Origin of the sequence: Clostridium beijerinckii, assembly GCF_036699995.1 — a bacterium.
Classification (GTDB): Bacteria; Bacillota; Clostridia; order Clostridiales; family Clostridiaceae; genus Clostridium; species Clostridium helianthi.
On record NZ_CP144906.1, the window covers coordinates 5,025,663 to 5,049,618 of the forward strand.

Genomic DNA, 23,956 nt, shown 5'->3' on the forward strand with positions numbered 1-23,956 from the left:
TGTACACTTAGAAGTCATAGCTCAACAAAACTATAAATATTTTTAGTACATAGCTCCATCTTGTCCAAATTTATATACACCATCATCGATATACATACTTTGATTTACAACCATTTGTCCATTTGGAGTAAAGTAATACCATTTTCCATTTAAATTTAACCAGCCTTTTTTCATTACTCCATTTAGTCCTAAGTAATACCAGCTATTATTTAAATTCATCCATCCTTTTCTCATCTCTCCAGTTGTTGGATCTAGATAATATGTTTGACCAGTCTTATCATCAACTTTCCAACCTGATGCTCTATATCCTAAATTATTTAGATAGTAGTACTTTCCGCCAGTAGATACCCATGCATTTTTAACTTGTCTGCTCTTTTTATCGAAATACACTGGCTTTCCATTTACAGTTCCCCATTCATCATATTTGGTTAGATCTACCCAACAATCATTATAATCATCGTAAAATTGATCATCATCACTGCCGCTATCATTATTATCATCATTATCCCAATCCGAAGAATCAACTCTATAAACTTCTAAAGTGTAAGTTTTAGTCTCTTTGCCATCTTCAGATATAACCTCTATATCAATCTCCGTTTTCTGAGCTCCTTTAAGGCTAACACTTATTGCAGAATCTAAATATTCCTCTCCATTAACACTAATTGTTGATTTAGAATCTTCTGCTATTGGAGTTACATTAATCTTAGATACACTTTGATCAACTCGAACTTTAGTTATATCTTCTTTAGGATCAAATGTATAATCTCCTTGGCTAAGAATAACATTTTTTAAATTAGCATTACTACCTTTTGAATTATTTTTAATTACAATACTGTATGTCTTACTAGTTTTTCCATCCTGCGCTGTAACAACTATAGTTATGGTTGTATTGCCATTTGTATTTAAAGGAATTTCATTTGCTTCTCCAGAAGTTAAATCGTAAGTTGCATCACTTCCATTAATACTTGCAATAATTGACTTAACATTATCATCTTGGGCTATCGCTGTTATTTTTTCTGTTGTATCTTCTTTTGCCACAGTAGTTGTATAATCTAATTTATCACTTGAAAATCCAGAATTTCCATCACTATCAGTTAAAGTATATCCTGAAATCTTTAATGAATTTAATGAAGCATTGCTTGAACTTGCGCCTGGATCTGGTGTCACTTCACCTGTAAAATTTTCTGGAAGATAAAACACATAACTATCTCCTACAGTATACGTACCAGTTTTGACTTTTACATCCTGTCCATTCTCATCTTTCTTTATTTCAACCTTATCATAATAGGCTTGAACAACCATTTTCTTTCTACTATGAGCAATATTCACATTAAGGCTAGTACTTCTTAAAAGATCGCTATCAGGTAGATTATTCACTGATTCAGTGGCCTCCTCAAGATTAGTACTATTTACATCATCTGCAAAAAATACTTTTATATACTCATGCTTATCGCTTTGATGACCTGTAAAAGAAACTATAACTGAATTTGCATCAGGTGACCCATAATACAAATCATAACTACGCCTCGATGAAGTAAAACTAACTTCCCCATTATTCGCTTTAGTTACTCCTGGTTGTGTTAACACAACATCACTATTGCTATCTGTAGTTTTACTAAATTCTAAATTCATTGTAAAGTTATTATCATTATTTATAACAACGACATCTAATAGATATCTCGCTAATATCTTTGACGAATTAGTTATATTTCCATCTTTTCCTTCATAGGCATCTATCTGTATCTGATTATAATCTGAGCTCGTATCAAAATTAACATATTGTTTTCCATTCTTTAGCTGTGATTGTTCAGTTTTAGTCTTACCTGATGAATCCTTATAATTATTGGTAACAGTATATGCTACATTGTTACTGGATTGAGATCTTATTAACGTAGGATTTATACTTATCATTCCAGCTCTTGAATCTACATATATTTTTCCTTTATATTCTGAAAAGCCAGATGTAGTTTTTGTAACAGTAAACGACTTTCCAATATATGCTTTAACATCATCATCATCATTAAAGTCAAGCTTTGTTATTCCTGCATTTTTTAAACTATAATCTTTTTCTGCATCTAATTTATTGTATCTAATTTCTACTGCATATGCCTTCGCTATCTTTACAGTAGAGCTACTGTCGTTAGCAACTGAGTTTACCTTAATTACTATCAAATCCGACTTGCTTCGATTTGATAAATCCCCGGATAATTTCTGTCCGTTAAGACTGAAGCTTCCATCAACAGCACGTATACCATTCTTATATAATTCAACACCTTTATCTAAATTAATCATATCTCCAAAAGTCATGATATATTTTAATGCTGAAAGTGAGTCTGGCACATCAAAATTATATCTTAATTTCATATTCGGATCTGGTGTCACTGCAGTTGAATACAAAAATGGTACTGTATTATTTTCATTTTTTGTAGGATCTGAAATCTCATCTTTATCATTAAATGCATCTGCATCACCAACATAAGCTTTAAATGTCATTTCACTTATTTGGTTAGTTGCATAATCCTTACCATTTTCTATTGTTATTGATTTTTCATATTTTGTAACTGTCTTCTCTCCAGCTGGATCCGGAGTTGCATCTTGTGTTACAGTCCCATCAGAATCTTTAGTTTCTTTATATATTATTGACAATGTTGTTATTTTAACTGCATATTTAATTTTATTAACCCCTGCTGGTAAACCTGTTATCTTTACCCCTATTCTTTCCGAATCATTTTCTACAGGAGTCGGTCCACCATTTCCTGTACTGTTACTATAACTTAAAGTTATTCCCATCCCTGCCACAGCATTTTGTCCGTCTGTATTAGCAGTTCCATCATCATTGATTAGTATAGCTTCATTTATAGCCTTAACAACTATTTCCTGCTTTGTTACTCCAGTAATTGATGATTTTGAATCTTTCGCCTGTTGTATCAATTCAGCTTGAGTCTTTTGAATATTTTTAAGAGATATGTCAAAATTATCCTCAAGAGAATTAGCAGTATGTATCTCTTCTTGAGTAGTGCTATCTATTCTACTTGGAAGAGGTGTCATAGTCCCATCTAAATTTACTCTGCTAGCTGTAGCTTCTGCTGGTACATCCTCAGCTTTTGCTACTTCTGAATTAAATCCAAGTGGTAAAAGTGATATTATACTCGTAAATACCACTATTAGCGCTATAAACTTTTTTTTAATCTTGCTCATCATTCTCGTCCTCCTTAAATTGTGCTTTAAATTCAAAATTTAGTTTATATATAGCCGCTCGCCTATTTATCTCATCATATTAAGACATATCTTAGAATTATATTAAATAAAAAATACCTAAATTTATATAAATCCTTTATGTGTTAATATGTTATAATAAATTACTATTATTTTACTAATTTTAAATACATTCCATTATTTATTATCGAATCATTTCCTTGTGCCTTTAGACATTTATATCCTTTATATGAATGTATTAATGTGTATTCATTAAATTTGCCTAAAAATCATATAATATAAAATAATGACTAATATTATATTAATATCTAAATAAAAAATAACCTTCCATAATATAATACAGCAGTTATATATTATGGAAGGTACTTTTATTAAACTTCTATAGTCTTATTCATATTCCCTAAGTGAAACACTTTATGATTTTCCTTTAAACGAACTTTTGCATTTTGGACATGTAATAGACATTTTTCCTTTTCCTCTTGGTACTCTTAATTTTTGTTTACAATTTGAGCAAGTATAGTATTTATAGGTCTTTAATGTTTTTATTCTATTTATATTATTCTTGAACCACATTACTATTTTATTTTTAATTTTTAAATACTTATAATTCTCATTTCTCCTCTTATATATATTTCTTGAAAATATCCTAAACATACATATCATTGCAGGAGTATATGCTAATATTACTAAAAATCTTAAATTATTTGGTACGAAATTCATTACCAACAACAGTATAAAAGATAAAACAAGTAATGCTTTGGATAATTCATCTCCACCATATCTTCCAAACATAAATCTTCTTAACCTATCCATGGACTTCACCTCTTTTGAATTCTATTAATATAAAATATAGTATAATTAATAAGATCTATCAATATTTATATTATTAATAATCCATTAATTTTTTAGTATATACATTCGTAATCAAATCCCGCAAAATTTTACAACCTATCAGTTTAAATATAAACTTACTTTTTTACTAGAAAATATAACCAATTCATTAAGTTATAAATCATTTCATCTATAGCACATAAAATAAAGTAACAGTCTAAAAGCTATATTAATACTTCTTATAAAACACGAAACAAAATAATGCTATGTTAGGTATATCGCAAACATTTTACTAATGCAGGATAATGAAAAATATGCTTACGAACATTTTTTATTCTTTACTGTTAGTATTATTATAAAAAAATAATACAATATACCGATTATTATTTTCAAATAATATATCAGTATATTGCATTAAAACTTTTCTCATCATATTTTTATAGCTATTAAATTGCCCATTCTGTTCAGTAGTAAAATCATTTAAATTATTGTTGAAACTGCATTAGCAATTGCTGTTGCTTCTACATCTTGATATGATGAATCTGCACATTTTTTAGCTTCATTTGTATTTGTTATAAATCCTAATTCAACTAAAACAGCTGGCATTGTAGTATTTCTACATACAAATAAATTACCATCTTTAGCACCTCTATTTATAGCCCCTGTGCTATTTGTAAGAGATGATGCTATGGATGAAGCTATATTCATGCTTTTAGAAAGCCTATCGTAACTATATCCGCCACCAAAACTTTCATCTTGTGATCTTGAGCTGTAATAAACTTCAACTCCTCTTGCTGATTCTGCGTCAGCTGAATTGTGATGCAAACTTATGAATAAATCAGCCCTTGAATTATTTGCTATATTAACTCTATTAGTAAGGCTTTGAGTAACTCCTAAGACTTCTCTATCAGATGATTTCCTAGTCATGATTACTGTATATCCATTTGCCTCAAGCTTTTCTTTCAACTTATCCGCAACCTGCATATTTAAATCTCTTTCAGAATATGTAATGCCATTATTAGTTGAATATGCGCCATCATCACCGCCAAAGTTATGCCCCGGATCTATAACTATGACTTTACCGTTTGTGCTTCCAGGCATTCTATCTCCTCTTTTTCCATCTTCACCTATCTGCCATCCATTTATAACTGTATTCTTAGCCATTGCTCCTGAAACAGGCAATAAATAGTAATAGGCATTTCCAGATAAAATCCAGCCTGTTGCCATAGTGCCATTACTTCTTAAATAGTACCATGTTCCATTAAGCTGAAGCCAATTTGTCGCCATAACTCCATTGGAATACAAATAGTACCAACTTCCATCTGGTTTAATCCATCCAGTCAGCATACTTCCATCAGTATTGAAATAATACCATTGTCCACTAATTGAACCCCATCCAGTCTTCATTGCTCCACTTGAATCTAAAAAATATTTCCTACCATCAATCAAGTTAAATCCAGTAATCATACTTCCATCTCCTTGAAGATAGTACCACTTATTGCTATCTTTTATCCATCCAAGCTGCATTGCTCCACTTGATTTAAAGTAATACCATTTTCCTCTTAAAAGACTCCAGCCTTTTGCCATACTTCCATCACTATATAAGTAATACCAGTTACCATCAGGCTTAATCCACCCAGTAACTTTAGACCAATCCGAGTTGTAGTAGTACCAATTTCCATTTTCAAATCTCCAACCTATTGATGAAGAAATACCTTTACTACCATCCGGCGATGCTGGGATTGGCTTGGTTGCTTCCATTCCAGTTGGAACTGTTGTATTTGTTTGAGGCTTATCAGTTCCTACAGTTTTACCTGAGTCGTTATCACTACCAGAATTTTTAGAAGTGTCATTATCTGATTTTGATACAATTCCTGCTGAGACTAATAAATCATTATATAATTGATTAACCTCTTCTCCATATGTAAGACTTGGAGCCCACTTTCCACCTAAAGCATTTACCGTTACTACTGTACCTTTTATGGTAATAAAATCCCTTGGGTCATATGAATCACTCCTTGGATATCCATCTACACCTGCATAAAGTGCTAGATGGTCTAAATGAGCTTGAACACCTTCATCCCATGTGTTGAATTTTTGATGAGCATTTGGATCATTATCCAATCCACCAGCACTTATTTTCAATCCACATGGATTATGGTAGCTTTCATTTATAACTACTCCAAATTTACCATAGCCTGTTTCCTTTGCAGCTTGCACATATGCCACAGCTGGATTAACATTTCCATGCTCTGGCGAATACTTCCAATATAACTTTGCCAGATTAATAAACGCATCTGTTGCACCTTTTGATTTAGCCCATTGTTCAGCCTGTTTTGCTGTTACTTTCGTCTCTGATACTATCTTAATATCAGTGATAGCAGCTTTTACGCTAGTAATAGGAATTAATATTAAAACTATCACAAAAGCAAAAAATAATGTAGTCGATCTCTTAATAGCCTTCAAAACAGCTTTCCCCCGTTCTATTTAGTTCTAAAGAACAAAAATTATATAGACAAATTTTCCCTAAAAGTAGTTTGCCTATTATATAGTACAAGCTTTCATTCTATTTTAGGTACTAATATATCCAATTATATGGCACTATCTTAAGGAAAATTATCGAATATAATCATAAACTTAGCAACAAGGCTACATAAATTTACATTTTTTATATTCTTTAATTATACAATTCGCTAAATATTAGTCTTACTAATAATAAATGCTTTTACTAAAACCAACGACTTTGCTAATACATACTCTGATAAATAGATAAAAACCTTGAAATGTTATTGAATAACACTTCAAAGCCTTTATTTAATACTTATCTAATGTAAATTTTGTAATTATAATATACATATTGATGGTATGAACTCAACTATATCCAACTTTAGTTTTCTCCCTGGATCTTAGTTAATTTAATACAATTACATTTTAAATATTACCAGCGATAACTTCTGCTATTGCTTGAGCTACCTTTTTTTGACTAGTTGGATCAGCGCATCTTGCTGCTTCTTCTTTATTGGTTATAAATCCAACTTCAACTAAAACTGCTGGTATATTGGTATTTCTACATACAAATAAATTTTGTTCCTGTCCACCTCTATTATTTAAGCCAAGCTTATTAGCAATATTATTATTTATAAGAGTTGCCATTTGCTTACTTCTTTCTATTCTATTGCTATCTAGTTTTCCCCCAAACTTAGAGTCTTGGGCTTCTGAACTATAAAGAGTCAGAACGCCTTTCGCTGTCTCCCCAGCTGAATTATGATGTACGCTTATAAAGAAATCTGCATTAGCATTATTTGCAACATCAACCCTATGAGTAAGACTCGTAACTAATGAGCCATATGAAGGCTGCTCACCAAGATTTCTCGTCATTATCACATTATATCCTCTATTTTGAAGTTCTGTCTTTAACTTATCTGCAACTTGCATATTTAGAACTGTTTCACTGTAAGTAACTCCATCAATAGTGCTTTCAGCACCGTAATCTTTGCCATAATCATGTCCTGGATCTATTACTATAGTCTTTTTACCATTTGAAGAATTACTTCCTGCCGAAGGGCTATTTCCTGAATTATCTTCATCGTCTTGATCTGTTGGAGTATTATTTCCTGAACTATCTTCATCATTTTGATTAGATGAAGACTGCTTTTTCCCATCAGAGCCAATCTTAAATCCATCTATTGTTGTATTAGTAACCATTCTTCCTGTTGAAGTATCTAGGTAATACGAATCTCCATTAGATGTAACCCATCCTGTCGCCATTGTACCACTGTCTTTTAAATAATACCATGCTCCACCAAGATTAATCCATCCTTTCGCCATAGCTCCGGTTTCATACAAATAATAGTAAGTTCCATTATCAATAATCCATCCTGTTGCCATACTACCATCTGTATTAAAGTAATACCAGTAATTGTTCAATTTCATCCAACCAGTAGTCATGGTTCCGTTATCATTAAACATATACTTCTTATTGTCTATATTTTTAAGACCAGTTACCATGCTTCCATCGCCTTGAAGATAATACCACTTAGCATTTTCCTTGAACCATCCAGTTTTTATCTTTCCACTTTTCTCAAAGTAATACCACTTATTATTTATCTTTGTCCAACCATTATAAGTAGCCATAGCTCCAGAATCATTTAGATAATATAATCCTGATCCATCAAATTGAAATCCAGTTTCCATGGCACCTGAATCCTTTAGTAAATACCAGTTATTATCTACTTGCCTCCAACCTTTTGCCATAGCACCTGATTTATCTATATAGTACCATGTTCCATTATCTTTTATCCAGCCAGTTGTCATTTTACCATCTTCATCATTTAAGTAATACCAATTTTTATCTGGTTTAATCCAACCGACTGCTTTGGTAGTATCTGATTTGTAGTAATACCAAGCTCCATTCTCATACTTCCAACCAATATTTGATGTTATACTAACACTATTGTCTACAGTATCATTTGCACTTTGAGGTTTATTCTCTGTAATAATATCAGATGCATTTGGTGCGCTAGGCTTACTTTCAGGAGTTGCTGGATTTGGTGACGCATTTGATGGTTGATTATCTGGAGTTTTACCATTATCTTTTGGATAATCTATTCCAGCATAATCCATTAAATTTTTGTATAATGCATTAACTTCTTCTCCATATGTAGCACTAGGTGCCCACTTTCCACCCAAAGAATTTACCGTAGTTGCTTTACCCTTAATTGTCACAAAATGTCTTGGATCATACGTATCTTTTCTTGGATATCCATCTGCTCCTGCATATAGAGCCAAATGATCCAAATGTGCTTGTACACCTTCATCCCAACTTTCAAATTTTTGATGTGCATTTTTATCAGTATCGCCTCCACCAGATGGATTTTTAAGTCCACATGGATTGTGATAACTTTCATCTAGAACACCACCAAAATTACCATATCCAGTCTCTTTTGCCGCTTGTACATATGCGATTGCTGGATTTACATCACCATGTTCTGATGCGTATTTGAAGTAGAGATCTGCTAAATCAGCAAAAGTATCTGTTGCTCCTTTAGATTTAGCCCAACTTTTTGCTTGCTTTGCAGTAACCTTACTTTCTGAAATTATTTTAAAATCAGTAGTTGCAGCTTGTGCACTTAATCCTGGAATTAAACTTAATACAACTGCAAATGCCAAAGCAAATGTTGTAAATTTCTTTTTAATATTCAAAACAGTGTGCCACCTCCTTACATTTGATTTTAACAAAAAACGTCATGGCATTAAAGGCAAATTTGAAAAAATGTGGACTTTTTTAGAATAAAACCACAGTTATTGTTTTTTATCAATAAATTTCATAGCTTTAATCAATTTTTAATATGTAAATGTGTTAATTAATTACAATCATATATCTGTTTTATAGTAAAACTATATCTAGAGTTCTAATAAAACACATTATCAGATATGCTTAGAATATATAAGCTGAATTATAATGTATATATATCTTCAAACAAAAATATTTTATTGCACATAATTAAAAGAGAGCCTGTTTTAGTGCTCTCTTTTAGTGACTATGGTGTCTCCTACAACCTGCAAGATCACTCTTACAGTCATTTAGGTTGTCTATTAAATTGTCTACTAATTTATCTGTAAGACACATTTGGTTACATAACAGCTTTTCGTTAGTATTGATTAAATGACAAATAAAATTTTGGTTAGTAAATGCATATAGAAATAATAGTACCGTTACTAGACGACTTAATACGGCTTCTTGATTTCCTACAACCATTGTAGACAAAGTTAGGTCACTAATTGGTTCATTACAATTTGCTCCAAGAGTGTTTGCTCCGGGACTTTCAAAGCCAGGATCACAATAGTTACAGTTACTCATTCTCTTCCTCTCCATGTACAAAGATTTTATATAATAATAATATGAATAATCTTGTCGTTTTGTTACTTGATAAATAAAAGTATTATTATTTAATAAATACATAATAATAATTTGAACAATATATTTTATCAAAAGTATAGATTATAACTGCTAGATATGTCAGATCGAAAGGAGAATTTATGCTTAAACTATTATTCGCTAACGCTGCAATGCTTATATCTTTTTTATATTTAGGAAGCCAAATGCTAAATGATGAATTTATAAAATCAAATTCTAAAATAAAAGTTAAATTATGCTTTGGTATACTATCTGGTTTATCTGGATGTATACTTATATTTTATGGAATTAATTTGACTCAAAATACAATAATAGATTTTAGAAGTATTCCCGTTATAATCGCTTCAATTTATGGGGGATTTATACCAACTTTCATAAGTGTATTCATAATAATACTATTTAGACTTACTTTTTTTGAAATAAGTTTTTCTTCTTTAATTACTTCTGCAAATTTATTCATATTACTAATAATTTTTACTATTATATCAAAATACAAGATAAATTTTTCAAAGAAATATTTTTTAATGACTATAGTTAACATAATATCAACAATAATTTGGATTTCATTAGTTTTAAAAGATATGAATCTTATACTCCCTGCTCTAGGAAACTTTGTTATTTCTATAATAATGGTTTCTACTGTAGTTTATTACGAATTAAACTACATTTCCAAAACTAATAAAATGTATAAAAAACTCAAAGTAGACTCGAGAAAAGATTTTCTTACAGGGCTTAATAATGTAAGAGCATTTAACGGAATATTAGATAAAACAATTAGAAATACCGTACAAAAGAAAGAAAACTTATCAATTCTCATGATAGATATTGATTTTTTTAAACATATTAATGATACCTACGGGCATCATTCTGGGGATTTAGTATTAAAACAACTTAGCAAAATTTTAATTGATTCTTGTAGAACTTTTGATGTTATCTCAAGAAATGGTGGTGAAGAATTCACTGCAGTTTTATTAGATTGCAATTACAAACATGCGGTTGATATTGCAGAAAAAATAAGAAAAAATGTAGAATGTAATACTTTTAAACTTGACAATAATGCCACTGTAAAAGTAACTGTTTCCATCGGGATTAGTTCATACCCTGATATAACAAAAAATATAAATACCCTCTTAAGTAAGGCTGATAATGCCTTATATTTAGCAAAACGTACAGGAAGAAATAAAGTATGTTAAAATATAACTACTTACTATATATTTATACTTAATAAAATTCATACATTATAAAATCACTACATACAAAATATGGCATTTATAAAGATAATTATTTAAAATTTATGAAGAATATTTTTAGAACATATATATAATACTTATAAAAATAATAGCGACATAGTTTATACGATGCACTTCCTTGATAACGCATTATGACTATTGATATTATAAGTTCAACTAAGATTCAGGTATAGATCAAACGACTCCACCCGAATCGAGTTTTACCTTAAATATAAAGCTGTTGTTGGCTTTAAAATAATTATCTATATTCTAAGTATTTTAACAGCAGTATTTGATTTATCAGAAAAAATTGTGTAGTTGAATAAAGTTTTGTTTTATTTTCTCCTACTGAAATTGGATGTGTATAGAATTGAAGACTAATATCACTGATAGAAGCTAATTCATTATTTCCAACCTGAGTAATAGAAATAATTTTCACATCTTTTTCCTTTAACTTTTGCGCAAACTCATTCATAAATAAATTGTTTCCAGATAAAGATAATAAGAAAAAAATATCTTTTGAAGATAAAGCATCTAAAATAATGTTAGTTTCTTCCCTTCCCTCTATGACATATATTAACTTATTGCCAAAAATCATGCTACGCTTTAAATCTTTTGCTGCATTTTTTTGCACTGCTCCAGATCCATAAACATAAATTTTATCTGCCTTCTCAACTAATTCAAATACATCGTAGAAATCTCTTTCTTTCATAATTTCCATGGTCTTCTCAATATCTTTATATGTTTTTTCAATTTCTTTATTATCGAATGAATTTCGCTGCTTGTCTTCCCATTTTAAATGAATTTTCATTTCACTATATCCTTGTAATCCTAATTTATGTGTAAAACGTAAAATAGTTGTATGAGAAACATTACATTTAGAAGCTAATTCTTGTATTGACATGGTTTGGCACTCTTTTTTATGGTGTAAAATATACTTCCATATATACAAATCACTTTCATTTAATTTTTCATAATTTTCATCAATCAACGTTTCCAATTTCATGCTTTTCTTCCTTCTTATTTTTTTGTGTTTTATATTCCATATATTTCAAAAATAATATTTCAATTAAAATAAAGTATGATGTTAAAGATTCAAAATCTATGTCATTATAGATACTTGGTATAAGAGCTGTAGATGTATATAGATTATAATCACTTAATTTAGCTAAAGAATTATCTTTTAACTTTGTTATTGATATAATAGGAATATTTTTAATTTTCAAGTTTTTAGCAAAATCCATAATAAATTGATTCTCACCTGATACTGAAATAATCACGAAGACATCTTCATCTGTGGCCAAATCTACTATAGCATTTGCTTCAGTATAACCGCTTAAGTCATAAAATATTTTTCCAGCAGTTAAAAAAGTGCGCTTAAATTCTTTCTTTATGGACGACTGTACCATTCCTATTCCATATACATAGAGTGTTCTGGATTTATCAATCAATTCAAAAATATCTGTACAATCCTTTTCTTTTATATTTTTTATTACTTCATTATAAACATCACAAACAGCTTCTACATTACTAACATTCTCTTTTGACTTTTCATTATCAAGCTTTAAATAAACCTTTAATTCCCCATATCCCTTTAGAGATAATTTTTGTGAAAATCTAAGAATAGTCGTTCTAGAAACATTACATTTATGTGCTAATTGATCTATAGCAAGAGTTTCACACTCTTTTCGGTGCTTAGAAATATAATTCCAAATATATAAATCATTCTCATTTAATTGCTTATGGTATTTGTTTATAAGTTCATCTAGTTTCATAATATTCCCCACCACTATTTTCTACTTTGTTTCATGTTTCTTTAAATTCTACTCTATAATTTATCTTTTGTCTATTATTGTAAATACTCAATGAATTAATTCTGGAATTTAGTTGGAATAAAAACTAAAGGCTAATATATCTTTTCTAAAAAAAAGAGAAACAAGTCCTCTTGAACTCATTTCTCTTCTTTATATAATATAAATAAAGTTTTATAAGCTATTGTTTTTTATTGATATAGGTAATATATTCTAATTACTTTAATTCAGGCCAATAACCTTTGTTAGCCTCAATTAAATCATCTAATATTAATTTTGCAACTCTTGCACTTGGTACTGTCTTCGAAAGAGTAAGTGATTGCCATAACTTTTGATAACTTCCTTCTATCCATGCTTCTACTGCTAATTTTTCTACACTTACTTGCTGTTCCATTAATCCCTTTTGGAACTGAGGAATACTTCCTTGACATATTCTTTCATAACCATTACTTCCAACGATACATGGTATTTCAACCATTGCAGTTCTATCGAAGTTTTCTACAGCACCTTCATTTGGAACTATAAGTAAGAATCTTTCCCTTGTATTTTCAGCTATTGCACATGCTAAATCTACAATATATGTTGCATGTGCATCCACTTCAAAACCTCCGTCTTTGCTTGTACCACTTTCAATAATTTTTTTACATATTCCAAATACATGTTTTTCTCTTCCATCCATTACTTCATTTGCACGAGTATATTCTGGATTCGAAGTTTCCACCACATAATCTGAGAATAAATAATATTTTAAATATGTGTTTGGAATTGTTGTTGGATCTACTGCAAATATATCTCTTGCCTTTTGAAAAGTGTGTACCCAGCTTTCATCTACATGTTGATTTGTATCTGATAATGCATCTGCAAATCCATTTGCTGCCATGTGTTCTTTAATTTGTGGCATTAAATCATTTCCATCTTTATCATAAATTTTTGACCACCATCCAAAATGGTTTAATCCATAATATGATACTTGCATTTCTTTTCTAGATTTAAGGCCACACATACTTGCCATTTTTTCTTCTAAATCAATTGGCATATCACAAATATTTAATATTTTTGAGTTTGGTCTTAATCTTCTTGTTGCTTCTGCCACTATAGCTGCTGGATTTGAATAATTTAACATCCAAGCATTTGGCGAATATTTTTCCATATAATCTAGTATTTCAATAACTCCTCCAATAGAACGCATCCCATATGCAATCCCTCCTGGTCCACAAGTTTCTTGTCCTACCACTCCATATTTTAGTGGAATCTTCTCATCTTTCTCTCGCATTGCATATTTTCCAACACGGATATGAGCTAATACGAAATCTATATCACTAAATGCTGTTTCTGGATCAGTTGTATATGCAAATTCAATTTCTGGAGCATGTTCTTTTAGGTGAATTTCACATGCCTTTGCTACAGTTTCTTGTCTACTTGCATCATTGTCATAAAATTTAATAGATCTAATTGGAAATCTGTCCATATGTTCTAATAGCATAAGTACAATTCCTGGTGTAAACGTACTTCCTCCACCTGCTACTGTAATTGAATACTTCTTCTTTGCCATTTTTCTTCCTCCAAAACCTGCTTATTTTTTGCTTTGTTATCTTTTCTGAGTACATAATACACCCGAGAAAGGTACCTTACAATATATATGAAGCCTTTAGGGAAATAAGCATTTCAAGTGTATTTCTTAACATTTTCTGTGACTTTTCACAGGAAATTTCTGTTATGAAATTATATATTTTTTTAACTAGTTGAAATTTAAAACTAGATTTTACATAACTCTAAATCCTTCAATGATATATGATTTATAAAATAAAAAGCCGACCTCTGCTACGCAGAAATCAGCTTTTAATTTATTTAAAAATATTGTTTGTTGCATATTAATTCTAAAATTAGCAGATAAGCAAATGCATACTAATCTATCACTATAATTCCACCTGAAATAGTACTAAAAGACTTTATTCCGTTTATTTTTAAGACATTCTTTAACCAAGAATTATATGCTTTTAATGTTCAATCAATAAAAATAAAAGTGAAATTATATACCATACATTTTTAAGCTTAACTTCTCCAACTATCTTTACAGTAACGCTTCAAAGTCTTCTCTTACTCGCGCAACTTTCAATCCAACAATAACTTGATAGGATTTTCCATTTACAGAACATCCATGAGCTCCAATAGATTTAAAATAAGGATCATCCTTACAAAGAGATGGATCATTTACATTTACTCTTAAACGAGTTGCACAATTTGTAACATCAACAATGTTATCTCTTCCGCCTAATCCAACTAAGATATTTTCTGCAAATACTGACTTACTACTATCTTTTGAATCACTTTTTTTCTCTCTATACTCTGCTTTTGAATGAAATTTTATATCTTCTTCTTCATCTTCCCTACCAGGAGTTTTAAAGTTAAATTTCAAAATTAAGGTCCTAAATACTATGAACCAAATTCCTGTAAAACAAAGTCCTATAGCAAACTGGAGTAAATATTGGACCCAATGATTTCCCATTAGAGGAATCCAATTTAAAGAAGCCATTTCAATAGCTCCACCAGAGAATATTCCTACAATCCCCACAATATACATAGTTGTTGAAATTGTTGCTGCAAGTAGTGCATGTACTACAAATAGCACTGGTGAAATAAATAAAAATGTAAATTCAATTGGTTCTGTTACACCACACAAAATTGCAGTTAATGTAATAGGTATTAGTAACGCCAATACCTTTTTTCTCTTTTCAGGTTTTGCTGTTGCATAAAATGCTAATGCAATACCTGGACATCCAAAAATTTTAGAGTATCCTGTAGCTGTAAATCCTGCTTCTGGTAATAACGATTTCAAAGAGGCTTTAGAAGCTGCTATTTCTGGTAACTTTGTTGCCCAGTAAGAATAAAGACCTCCTGGCACTACAACATTATCATAATAAAACGGAGAATACAGTATATGATGTAATCCAAATGGAATTAAAGCACGTTCTAAGAAGATGAACACCCATACACCTAATGCCCCTGCACCTTTTACAAAACCTTGAAAACTATGCATTCCAAGTTGAATTTTAGGCCATATAAATGCCGCAAGAACTGCTACTGGAATCATAACAAAGAATCCGATCATAAATACAAATGTAGATCCGCTAAACGTTCCCAACCATTCTGGTAATTCAGTATCAAAAAAACGGTTATGTAAATAAATTACAAGTCCTGAAATGAGTAATGCACCAATCATTCCCATGTCCAATGTCTTAATATTGGCTATCATGGTGAGACCGCTAGTTCCTCCTACTTGAGCAGAGAAATCAACTCCAAAAAATTCGCCCCACTGTGAAATGATAGTGCTTAGAAAATAATGAAATGTTAAATATAATACGAATGCCTCCATGCAACATCTTGCATTTTGCTTTTTTGCCATTCCTATTGGAAGCCCTACTACAAATAATAATGGTAATTGATTAAATACAGTCCAGCCACCCTGTAAAACTACATTCCAGCATTTAAACCACAAGTTACTTGGATCTGCTAATCCTCCCATAATTGTCTGTGTAGTAAATAATGTTCCTATACCAATTATAATACCTGCAAATGAAAAAAGTAGAACAGGTGTAAACATCGCTCCACCGAATTTTTGAATTTTCTGCATCATTTTTTCTTCATCCTTTCTCTGTTTTCTACAATTTCATGTTAACATTATCATTTTTCATTATCAATATTCTGTAGTACTTTAGGAATTAAACTAATCTTTATGAAATTTTTCACTTTTTACGTGAATTTTCACACTATTATGTAATACTATTGCTTTTAAATAAAATATAAGTAAAATTAACCTATATTATACTTAATACACCTTAGTTGAATCTTGTGATTTTATTTTACGCATTCTACTTAAGAATACACATATCAATAAGAAAGTTGACTAGTATAATTCATTGTAATTATGTTAACGTTATATAATAATTAGAATACACGAAAGAGAGGTGAATGACTTTTTGAAGATTATCGTTTAGAAATATTTTCTCCTTATATATCCCAATAAAGTAGAATATATCTAAAAATATCTTTAATATAGTCATATATTTATGTTTAATTTTTTTAAAAAACCATTAACTATAATTGCTCCTATTTCAGGAAGAACTATAGATCTAAGCGAAGTTCCTGATCCAGTATTTGCAGACAAAATGGCGGGTGATGGAATCGCAATTAATTCTACTGGTGATATAGTTGTTGCACCTTGTGACGGTACTATATCATTAATAATGGATAGTGGACACGCTTTTGCAATAACCACTAGTAATAGAATTGAATTATTAGTTCATGTAGGCTTAGAAACTGTTTCATTAAATGGTGAAGGATTTGAAATCTTAAAATCTGTTAATACTAAAGTAACTGCTGGTACACCTATTTTAAAACTGGACAGATCATTTATTGAGTCAAAAGGCATATCACTAATAACACCAGTCTTAGTAGCTAACCCTGATAAATTAAAAGAATTAAATCCAATTCTTAATAAAGAAGTTTGTCATGGTAAAGATATAGTTATGGAATGCAAATTGTAAAAAACATCAAATCAAAAAACTTTATATTATGGTTATAAATCAGCTATAAGTAAAAAAATCCCTATTGGGATTTTTTTATTTATAATTTATTTTTTATTAGATTGTATTCATCTAATTATTATTCTTCACTTTTTCCTACACCAGATAAGATTATTCCCTTATTATGTTCTAGCGCCCAGCTTATACCCCAGTCATTTTGGAATATAAGAAGATTTCTATCCTTAAAATCTTTAACCTTCTTAGTATCGGAAGTTAAGTTTAATGAATCCATGTTAACATCTTTATTTTCAATCCACCTTACATATCTGTAATCTAATCTATCCATTTTAACATCAACATTATATTCACTATTTAATCTGTATTCCAATACTTCAAATTGAAGCACACCAACAACTCCAACTATGATTTCTTCCATACCAATATGAATTTCCTTAAATACTTGAATTGCTCCTTCTTGGGCGATTTGAGAAACACCTTTTATAAATTGTTTTCTCTTCATAGTATCTACTGGTCTTACTCTTGCAAAATGTTCTGGTGCAAAGGTTGGAATTCCTTCAAATTTAAATTTCTTTGATGGTGCACATAGTGTATCTCCAATTGAAAATATACCTGGATCAAATACACCGATTATATCTCCTGCATAAGCTTCTTCAACAATTTCTCTATCTTGAGCCATAAATTGTTGTGGTTGAGCTAATTTAATCTTCTTTCCACCTTGCATGTGGTATACATCTTCACCTTTATTAAATTTACCTGAACAAATTCTCATAAATGCGATTCTATCTCTATGAGCCTTATTCATATTTGCTTGAATTTTAAATACAAAAGCAGAGAACTTATCATCAAATGGATCAATAGTTCCACCACTTGAATTTCTAGCAAGTGGTGATGTAGTCATTTCTAAGAAATGTTCCAAGAATGGTTCCACACCAAAGTTAGTTAATGCTGATCCAAAAAATACTGGTGTTAATTCTCCACGACGTACAACATCTAAATCTAATTCATCTCCAGCAATATCTAAAAGCTCAATATCTTCCATTAATTTATCGTGAAGAGCATCTCCCAATATTTCTCTAAACTTAGGATCATCTGGTGAACCTTCTATTGCTTCAACTTCATTTTGACCGTGATTTCCACCATTGAAAGCTATAATTCTGTTATTGTCTCTTTCATATACTCCTTTGAATTCCTTACCGGAACCAATTGGCCAATTCATTGGATAAGTTTTAATTCCAAGTTCATTTTCAATATCATCTAATAATTGGAATGGATCTTTAGCCTCTCTATCCATCTTATTTATAAATGTGAAAATTGGCATTTCTCTTAAAGAAGCAACGTGGAATAACTTTCTTGTTTGATCTTCTATACCCTTAGCAGCATCTACAACCATAACTGCTGAGTCTGCAGCCATAAGAGTTCTATATGTATCTTCTGAGAAGTCTTGGTGACCTGGAGTATCTAATATGTTAATACAGTGATTATTATAGTTAAATTGCATAACTGAAGAAGTAACTGAGATACCTCTTTGCTTTTCGATTTCCATCCAGTCAGAAACTGCATGCTTAGATGCCTTTCTGGCTTTAACAGAACCTGCAAGTCTAATAGCTCCTCCATATAATAAAAACTTTTCTGTAAGTGTAGTTTTACCTGCATCAGGGTGAGATATAATTGCAAAGGTTCTTCTTTTCTCTATTTCTTTTATATAATCAGCCAACGCTAAATCCTCCTAAATTTTATATATCATTATTTTAAAATGATAAAACCTATATAGCTTTATTTAAAATTTATAACTTCATTTATATATACTTATACTACTTCATTATTAACTAAATTATTATATCATATGAAATATATTATGTACACTTTATGCAGTATATTTACTTGAGCCTGTCCTTTATTAATGCCAGATAAACTAATCTGTTAAATAAGATTAATTATAAAAACAAAAAGTAAATAGTAACAAAAATTTAATTATTTGTTTAGATTAAATTTATATTTTCATAACATTTTTGTCACTTTTTTACTATATAATGATTTAATGGAACATAAACTAAATCATATTATATTAGTTTCTGTTAGTTTCAAAACTTTTAGATGAAATTATAAGTTTTGTTAACAAATTTTATTTTTATATTAAATTTTTAATTATTAGGGAGGAAAAAAATTATGTTTAAAAGAGCAACCAAAATTACATCTTTATTAGTGGCAGCTGCTTCAGTTATGTCTTTAGTTCCTGCATATGCTGCAGATGTAAAGAAAATTGATTCAGATGATGGCACTGTATATAATGCAGTAGCTTACAAAGATGGTAAGTTCTTTGTGGATGGAGAAATTAATGATGACGAAGAAGCTTATTATGTATCTAATGGAAAGTTTAATAAATTAGAAGATGTAGATTCAGGAGACGATGCTGATTTATTCGGAGAAAAATATCTTGATATAGACGATGGTGATTACACTGTAGACTTAGATAAAGGTAGTGTAACTGATGATGATACCAAAGGTGATATAGCCGACGATGCTGCCGGAGATTTAAGAAAAAAAATTAAGGACGATACTGATGACAGATATGATGAAGACTTTGCAAAAAACATGATAGACGAAAATAAAGATGATACTGAAGATTTAACTAAATTAAATATACTTCCAGGCGCTAAATATAAATCTCCTTGGTATTATACACAGTATAAAGCAGCAGATAAGGCTGTGAATGATAATGTTAATGGATTAAAAGGAACAGATGCATCAAAACAATTTTTTAATGTTTATACTGACACAAAAGGTGGCTACATTGATGCTGACTATAACTTAGGAAAAGTTAAGGTTACAACCACTGCTAGTGGTGCATCACCTAAAACAGAAACAATAGAAAATACTAATGATAAATACGATGCTGCTGGTAAGGATGATGCACTAACTGCAAGTGTTTCCCAAGATAAAATATTGACACAAGATGATGATTATATTTATAGACTTGCAACTATAAAAGTAAATGTAACTACTGGTGCTGGTGTTACTGCTAGAATAAGTGAAATAAATGGTGTTGAACTTAACCCAACAAACCCAAACGACAAACCACAAATATTTAAAGTTGAAAATGATGGAAGAACTGTATCATTCAAGGCTATTCAAAAAATATCCAAGGCTCAAGACTCTGATGATGTTGATGGAGCTAAATATGCAAAAACTGTAACTACTTATGCACTTTCTGATGAAGATGGTAAAAACCTAGATGCTAAAGACTTATTCCTAAATACTGATGGCACTATCAATGAAGATACTAAATTTACTGTAGCTAACGGAAAACTTATAGCCTACAATACAGAAATGAATGAGTATAAAAAAGTTGTTGTCAGAGCATATTCATTAAAAACAAAAGGTGGATACTACTACGCCGACGAAGAAGATGAAAGTAAAGAAGATTGTGAAGTAAGTTCTCAAGATGATAAGACATCAGCTGTTCAAACAGACGTTGATGGAAACCTATGGAGATTAGATGGTGGATATATCTATAAATTTGATAATACAGATGATTGGGACAAAGTTTACAAAGTCGATGGATCTTTTGATGAGCTTTCAGTCTATGATAAAGACAATATAGCTGCTTGGAGTGAAGATGATGATGTTTATTCATTAATAGGAGGAAAATCTTCTGATGATAATAACACTAATCCTCCAACTACAACTGCAGGATGGGTACAAGCTGCTGATGGAACTTGGACTTATAATAAAGAAGATGGAACTAAGGCTACTGGCTGGTTAAACTTAAATGGAGTTTGGTATTATTTAAACACTGATGGTGTTATGGCTACTGGTTGGTTAAACTTAAATGGAGTTTGGTATTACTTAAATCCATCAGGAGCTATGGCTACTAGCTGGTTAAACTTAAATGGAACTTGGTACTATTTAAATTCATCAGGAGCTATGGCTACTGGTTGGTTAAATGATAATGGAACTTGGTATTATTTAAATTCATCAGGGGCTATGTTATATAACACAACTGTTGATGGTTATGTATTAGGCTCTAATGGAGCTTGGATTAGATAGTTTTAATCTAATTATTCCTTTATAAAAGGACAAGGTTTTCTATACTGTCGTTTATATACATCCTTATCTAAACGATGGTATAGCTTACCTTGTTATTTTTTATGCTATAAACAATAATATTTCTATATCTAAATTGATCCCTAACTGCATATATTTCATACTTCTCTAATTTTTCTATTCCTATATAACACTATTTTCACCTTAAATTCTTTATTGATCTCAGAACTTCATAACCTATTCTATATTTCTAATTAATTATCATTTATAAACTCACACTAGATTTTATATACAGATATCACGTCAAGCCAAAGTAAAAGTTACCTAATAATACTTAAAGGAATGTATATTATATTAAAATACGAATCATCATTACCCTTAATTTTCTTATAATTTTGATATTTTTCCAAAAAGAGTACCAAAATTTTCACATATATTTTGTATAATATAGCGAAAAAGTTAAATATCACTTTTAATTTCGAAAAAATAAAAAAATATTTAAATAAAATATTATATAAAATGGAGGATAAATTATGCTAAAAAGATTAACTAATGCAACATCACTACTAGTAGCTGCAGCTGCTATTATTTCAATAGTGCCTGCTCATGCGGCTGATTATAAAAAAATCGACTCACAAGAAGGTACTATATACAGCGCAACAGCATACAAAGATGGTAAATTTTATATTGATGGAGAAATTAATAACAAGGATGAAGCTGCTTACTACTTAGCAAACGGTAAATACAATAATCTATCAGATATTGATAGTGGATCCTCTTCTGAAATCTACGGTTCTAAATATGTGAACGTAGAAAATGGTGATTATTTCATTAATTTAGATAACGGTTCTGTAACTGATGAATCTATAAAAGAAAATGCAGAAGATGATGCCGCTTCAACCCTAAGAAAGAATCTGAAAAAAGATAACGATGGAAGATTCAATAAAGCTGAAGCCGAAACAATCCAAAAATTAACGAATGCAGAGCTTCCAGGGAATAAATTTTCAGATCCATGGTATAAATTTGAATATTCAAAAGACAATTCAACAAATGGGGCAATTACTAAATTAAATGTATATACTGATACTCAAGGGAACTACATTGATGCTGATTATAATTTAGGATCACTAAAAGTAACTACAGTTGCATCTTCATCTACATCCAAAACAATAACTGTAGCTAACACAGACGATACTTATGATGCTGATGGCACTAATTCTATTACAGGAAAAGATAAAATATCAGCAAGCGTTGATACTTCTACAGGAAAAATCATTGGACAAGATAGTAGCTATATTTATAGAACAGCCAAAATTACTGTGAATGCTGCTAATGGAGCTAAAATAACTAAAATAAATGGAATGGATGTTACTGTTGATAACGGGCATACATTTACTGTAAACAATAGCACATTGGGTTCTGGCACTAGTACAGTAAGTTTCAATGTAATTCAAAAGATATCAAAATCACAAGCTTCAGGTAACATTGATGGAGCTAAGTACGCTAAATCAGTAACAACTTATGTTATTTCTGATAAGGACGGAAAAAATGAGTCTTTTTCCTATGATAAGTATACTATTGCTAACGGGAAATTAGTCGGATATACAGCTAATAGTTCAAATTTAAAAGTTAGAACAGCAACATTAACGTCAAAAAATGGATATTATTATGTTGATTTAGCTGATGAATCAAGTGAAGATGTTAAAGTAAATGGTTCTAAAAGTGCTGTTGATACAGATGTAAGCGGAAACCTTTGGAGATTAGACGCCGGATATATCTATAAGTGGGATAATAATGAAGACTGGACAAAAGTGTATAAGGTAGATGGTTCTTTTGATCAAATGTCAGTTTACGATGATAATAATATCGTAACTTGGAATAAGAATAATGAAGTTTATTCGGTAATAGGTGGAAAAGAGACAATTCCAACAACCCCAGCTGAACCAACAACTCCTGTAGTAAACAAAGGATGGGTTAAGACTGATGCAGGATGGACTTTCTACAACACTAATGGAACTCAATTAAAAGGACAATGGGTTAATGATTCCGGAACTTGGTACTATATTAAAGCAGATGGTATCATGGCTACTGGCTGGCTCAAAGATGGATCAACTTGGTATTTCTTAACTGGGTCAGGTGCCATGAAAACTGGCTGGTTGAATGATAATGGAACTTGGTATTACTTACAATCATCAGGTGCTATAAAGACTGGTTGGTTAAATGATAATGGAACTTGGTACTATCTAAGCGCATCAGGTTCAATGTTATCTAACACAATTGTTGATGGATATAAATTAAATGCTTCAGGCGCTTGGATTAGATAGAGGATATCTTAATAATTGGGCTATATCAAAATCTATTTGG

At 30.5% G+C, this 23,956-nt stretch carries 14 protein-coding genes; 4 read left to right on the top strand and 10 right to left on the bottom strand.

Going from position 1 to position 23,956, the window contains the following annotated elements:
* Window positions 1-42: 42 nt before the first annotated feature.
* From PZA12_RS22780 to PZA12_RS22800, 5 genes are all read right to left on the bottom strand, one after another.
* Window positions 43-3,198, bottom strand: coding sequence for an N-acetylmuramoyl-L-alanine amidase family protein (locus PZA12_RS22780; protein WP_103698921.1), 3,156 nt, complete (start codon window positions 3,196-3,198; stop codon window positions 43-45).
* Window positions 3,199-3,630: 432 nt separating this feature from the next.
* Window positions 3,631-4,029: a hypothetical protein gene (locus tag PZA12_RS22785; protein ID WP_103698914.1), complete on the bottom strand. Its 399-nt coding sequence runs from the start codon at window positions 4,027-4,029 to the stop codon at window positions 3,631-3,633.
* 498 nt (window positions 4,030-4,527) lie between these two features.
* Entirely contained in the window at window positions 4,528-6,513 is a 1,986-nt protein-coding gene (locus PZA12_RS22790) for an N-acetylmuramoyl-L-alanine amidase (protein ID WP_103698913.1), read from the bottom strand.
* 465 nt (window positions 6,514-6,978) lie between these two features.
* Window positions 6,979-9,249, bottom strand: a complete 2,271-nt coding sequence (locus PZA12_RS22795) for an N-acetylmuramoyl-L-alanine amidase (RefSeq protein ID WP_103698912.1) — start codon at window positions 9,247-9,249, stop codon at window positions 6,979-6,981.
* 331 nt (window positions 9,250-9,580) lie between these two features.
* The gene (locus PZA12_RS22800) at window positions 9,581-9,907 is read right to left on the bottom strand and encodes a hypothetical protein (RefSeq protein WP_012060854.1); all 327 of its coding nucleotides are present in this window, start codon (window positions 9,905-9,907) and stop codon (window positions 9,581-9,583) included.
* 179 nt (window positions 9,908-10,086) lie between these two features.
* Between PZA12_RS22800 and PZA12_RS22805 the strand changes: the two genes are divergently transcribed.
* Complete coding sequence (locus PZA12_RS22805; RefSeq protein WP_103698911.1) at window positions 10,087-11,157, top strand: diguanylate cyclase; 1,071 nt, start codon at window positions 10,087-10,089, stop codon at window positions 11,155-11,157.
* A gap of 295 nt (window positions 11,158-11,452) precedes the next feature.
* Here PZA12_RS22805 and PZA12_RS22810 read toward each other — a convergent pair whose 3' ends face one another.
* The 4 genes from PZA12_RS22810 to PZA12_RS22825 form a co-directional block, all read right to left on the bottom strand.
* Window positions 11,453-12,199 (bottom strand): MurR/RpiR family transcriptional regulator, encoded by a 747-nt coding sequence (locus PZA12_RS22810; protein WP_012060856.1) that lies wholly within the window; start codon window positions 12,197-12,199, stop codon window positions 11,453-11,455.
* Window positions 12,177-12,968, bottom strand: a complete 792-nt coding sequence (locus PZA12_RS22815; protein ID WP_077854080.1) for a MurR/RpiR family transcriptional regulator — start codon at window positions 12,966-12,968, stop codon at window positions 12,177-12,179. Before PZA12_RS22815 ends, PZA12_RS22810 begins: the two co-directional genes overlap by 23 nt.
* A gap of 253 nt (window positions 12,969-13,221) precedes the next feature.
* A complete protein-coding gene (locus PZA12_RS22820) occupies window positions 13,222-14,556 on the bottom strand; it encodes a 6-phospho-alpha-glucosidase (protein WP_087702366.1) in 1,335 nt (444 codons plus the stop codon).
* A 519-nt stretch (window positions 14,557-15,075) separates the two neighbouring features.
* Window positions 15,076-16,638 carry an alpha-glucoside-specific PTS transporter subunit IIBC gene (locus PZA12_RS22825; protein ID WP_077867898.1) on the bottom strand — a complete coding sequence of 521 codons (1,563 nt, stop codon included), beginning with the start codon at window positions 16,636-16,638 and terminating at the stop codon, window positions 15,076-15,078.
* Window positions 16,639-17,071: 433 nt separating this feature from the next.
* Here PZA12_RS22825 and PZA12_RS22830 point away from each other — a divergent pair, with 433 nt between their 5' ends.
* The gene (locus PZA12_RS22830; RefSeq protein WP_103698910.1) at window positions 17,072-17,548 is read left to right on the top strand and encodes a PTS sugar transporter subunit IIA; all 477 of its coding nucleotides are present in this window, start codon (window positions 17,072-17,074) and stop codon (window positions 17,546-17,548) included.
* A 118-nt stretch (window positions 17,549-17,666) separates the two neighbouring features.
* Here the strand turns inward: PZA12_RS22830 and PZA12_RS22835 are convergent, their stop codons facing one another.
* A complete protein-coding gene (locus PZA12_RS22835; protein ID WP_103698909.1) occupies window positions 17,667-19,262 on the bottom strand; it encodes a peptide chain release factor 3 in 1,596 nt (531 codons plus the stop codon).
* A gap of 452 nt (window positions 19,263-19,714) precedes the next feature.
* Between PZA12_RS22835 and PZA12_RS22840 the strand changes: the two genes are divergently transcribed.
* Complete coding sequence (locus tag PZA12_RS22840) at window positions 19,715-21,595, top strand: N-acetylmuramoyl-L-alanine amidase family protein (RefSeq protein ID WP_207129642.1); 1,881 nt, start codon at window positions 19,715-19,717, stop codon at window positions 21,593-21,595.
* A gap of 530 nt (window positions 21,596-22,125) precedes the next feature.
* Window positions 22,126-23,916 (top strand): N-acetylmuramoyl-L-alanine amidase family protein, encoded by a 1,791-nt coding sequence (locus PZA12_RS22845; protein WP_017212101.1) that lies wholly within the window; start codon window positions 22,126-22,128, stop codon window positions 23,914-23,916.
* The last annotated feature ends 40 nt before the right edge of the window (window positions 23,917-23,956 follow it).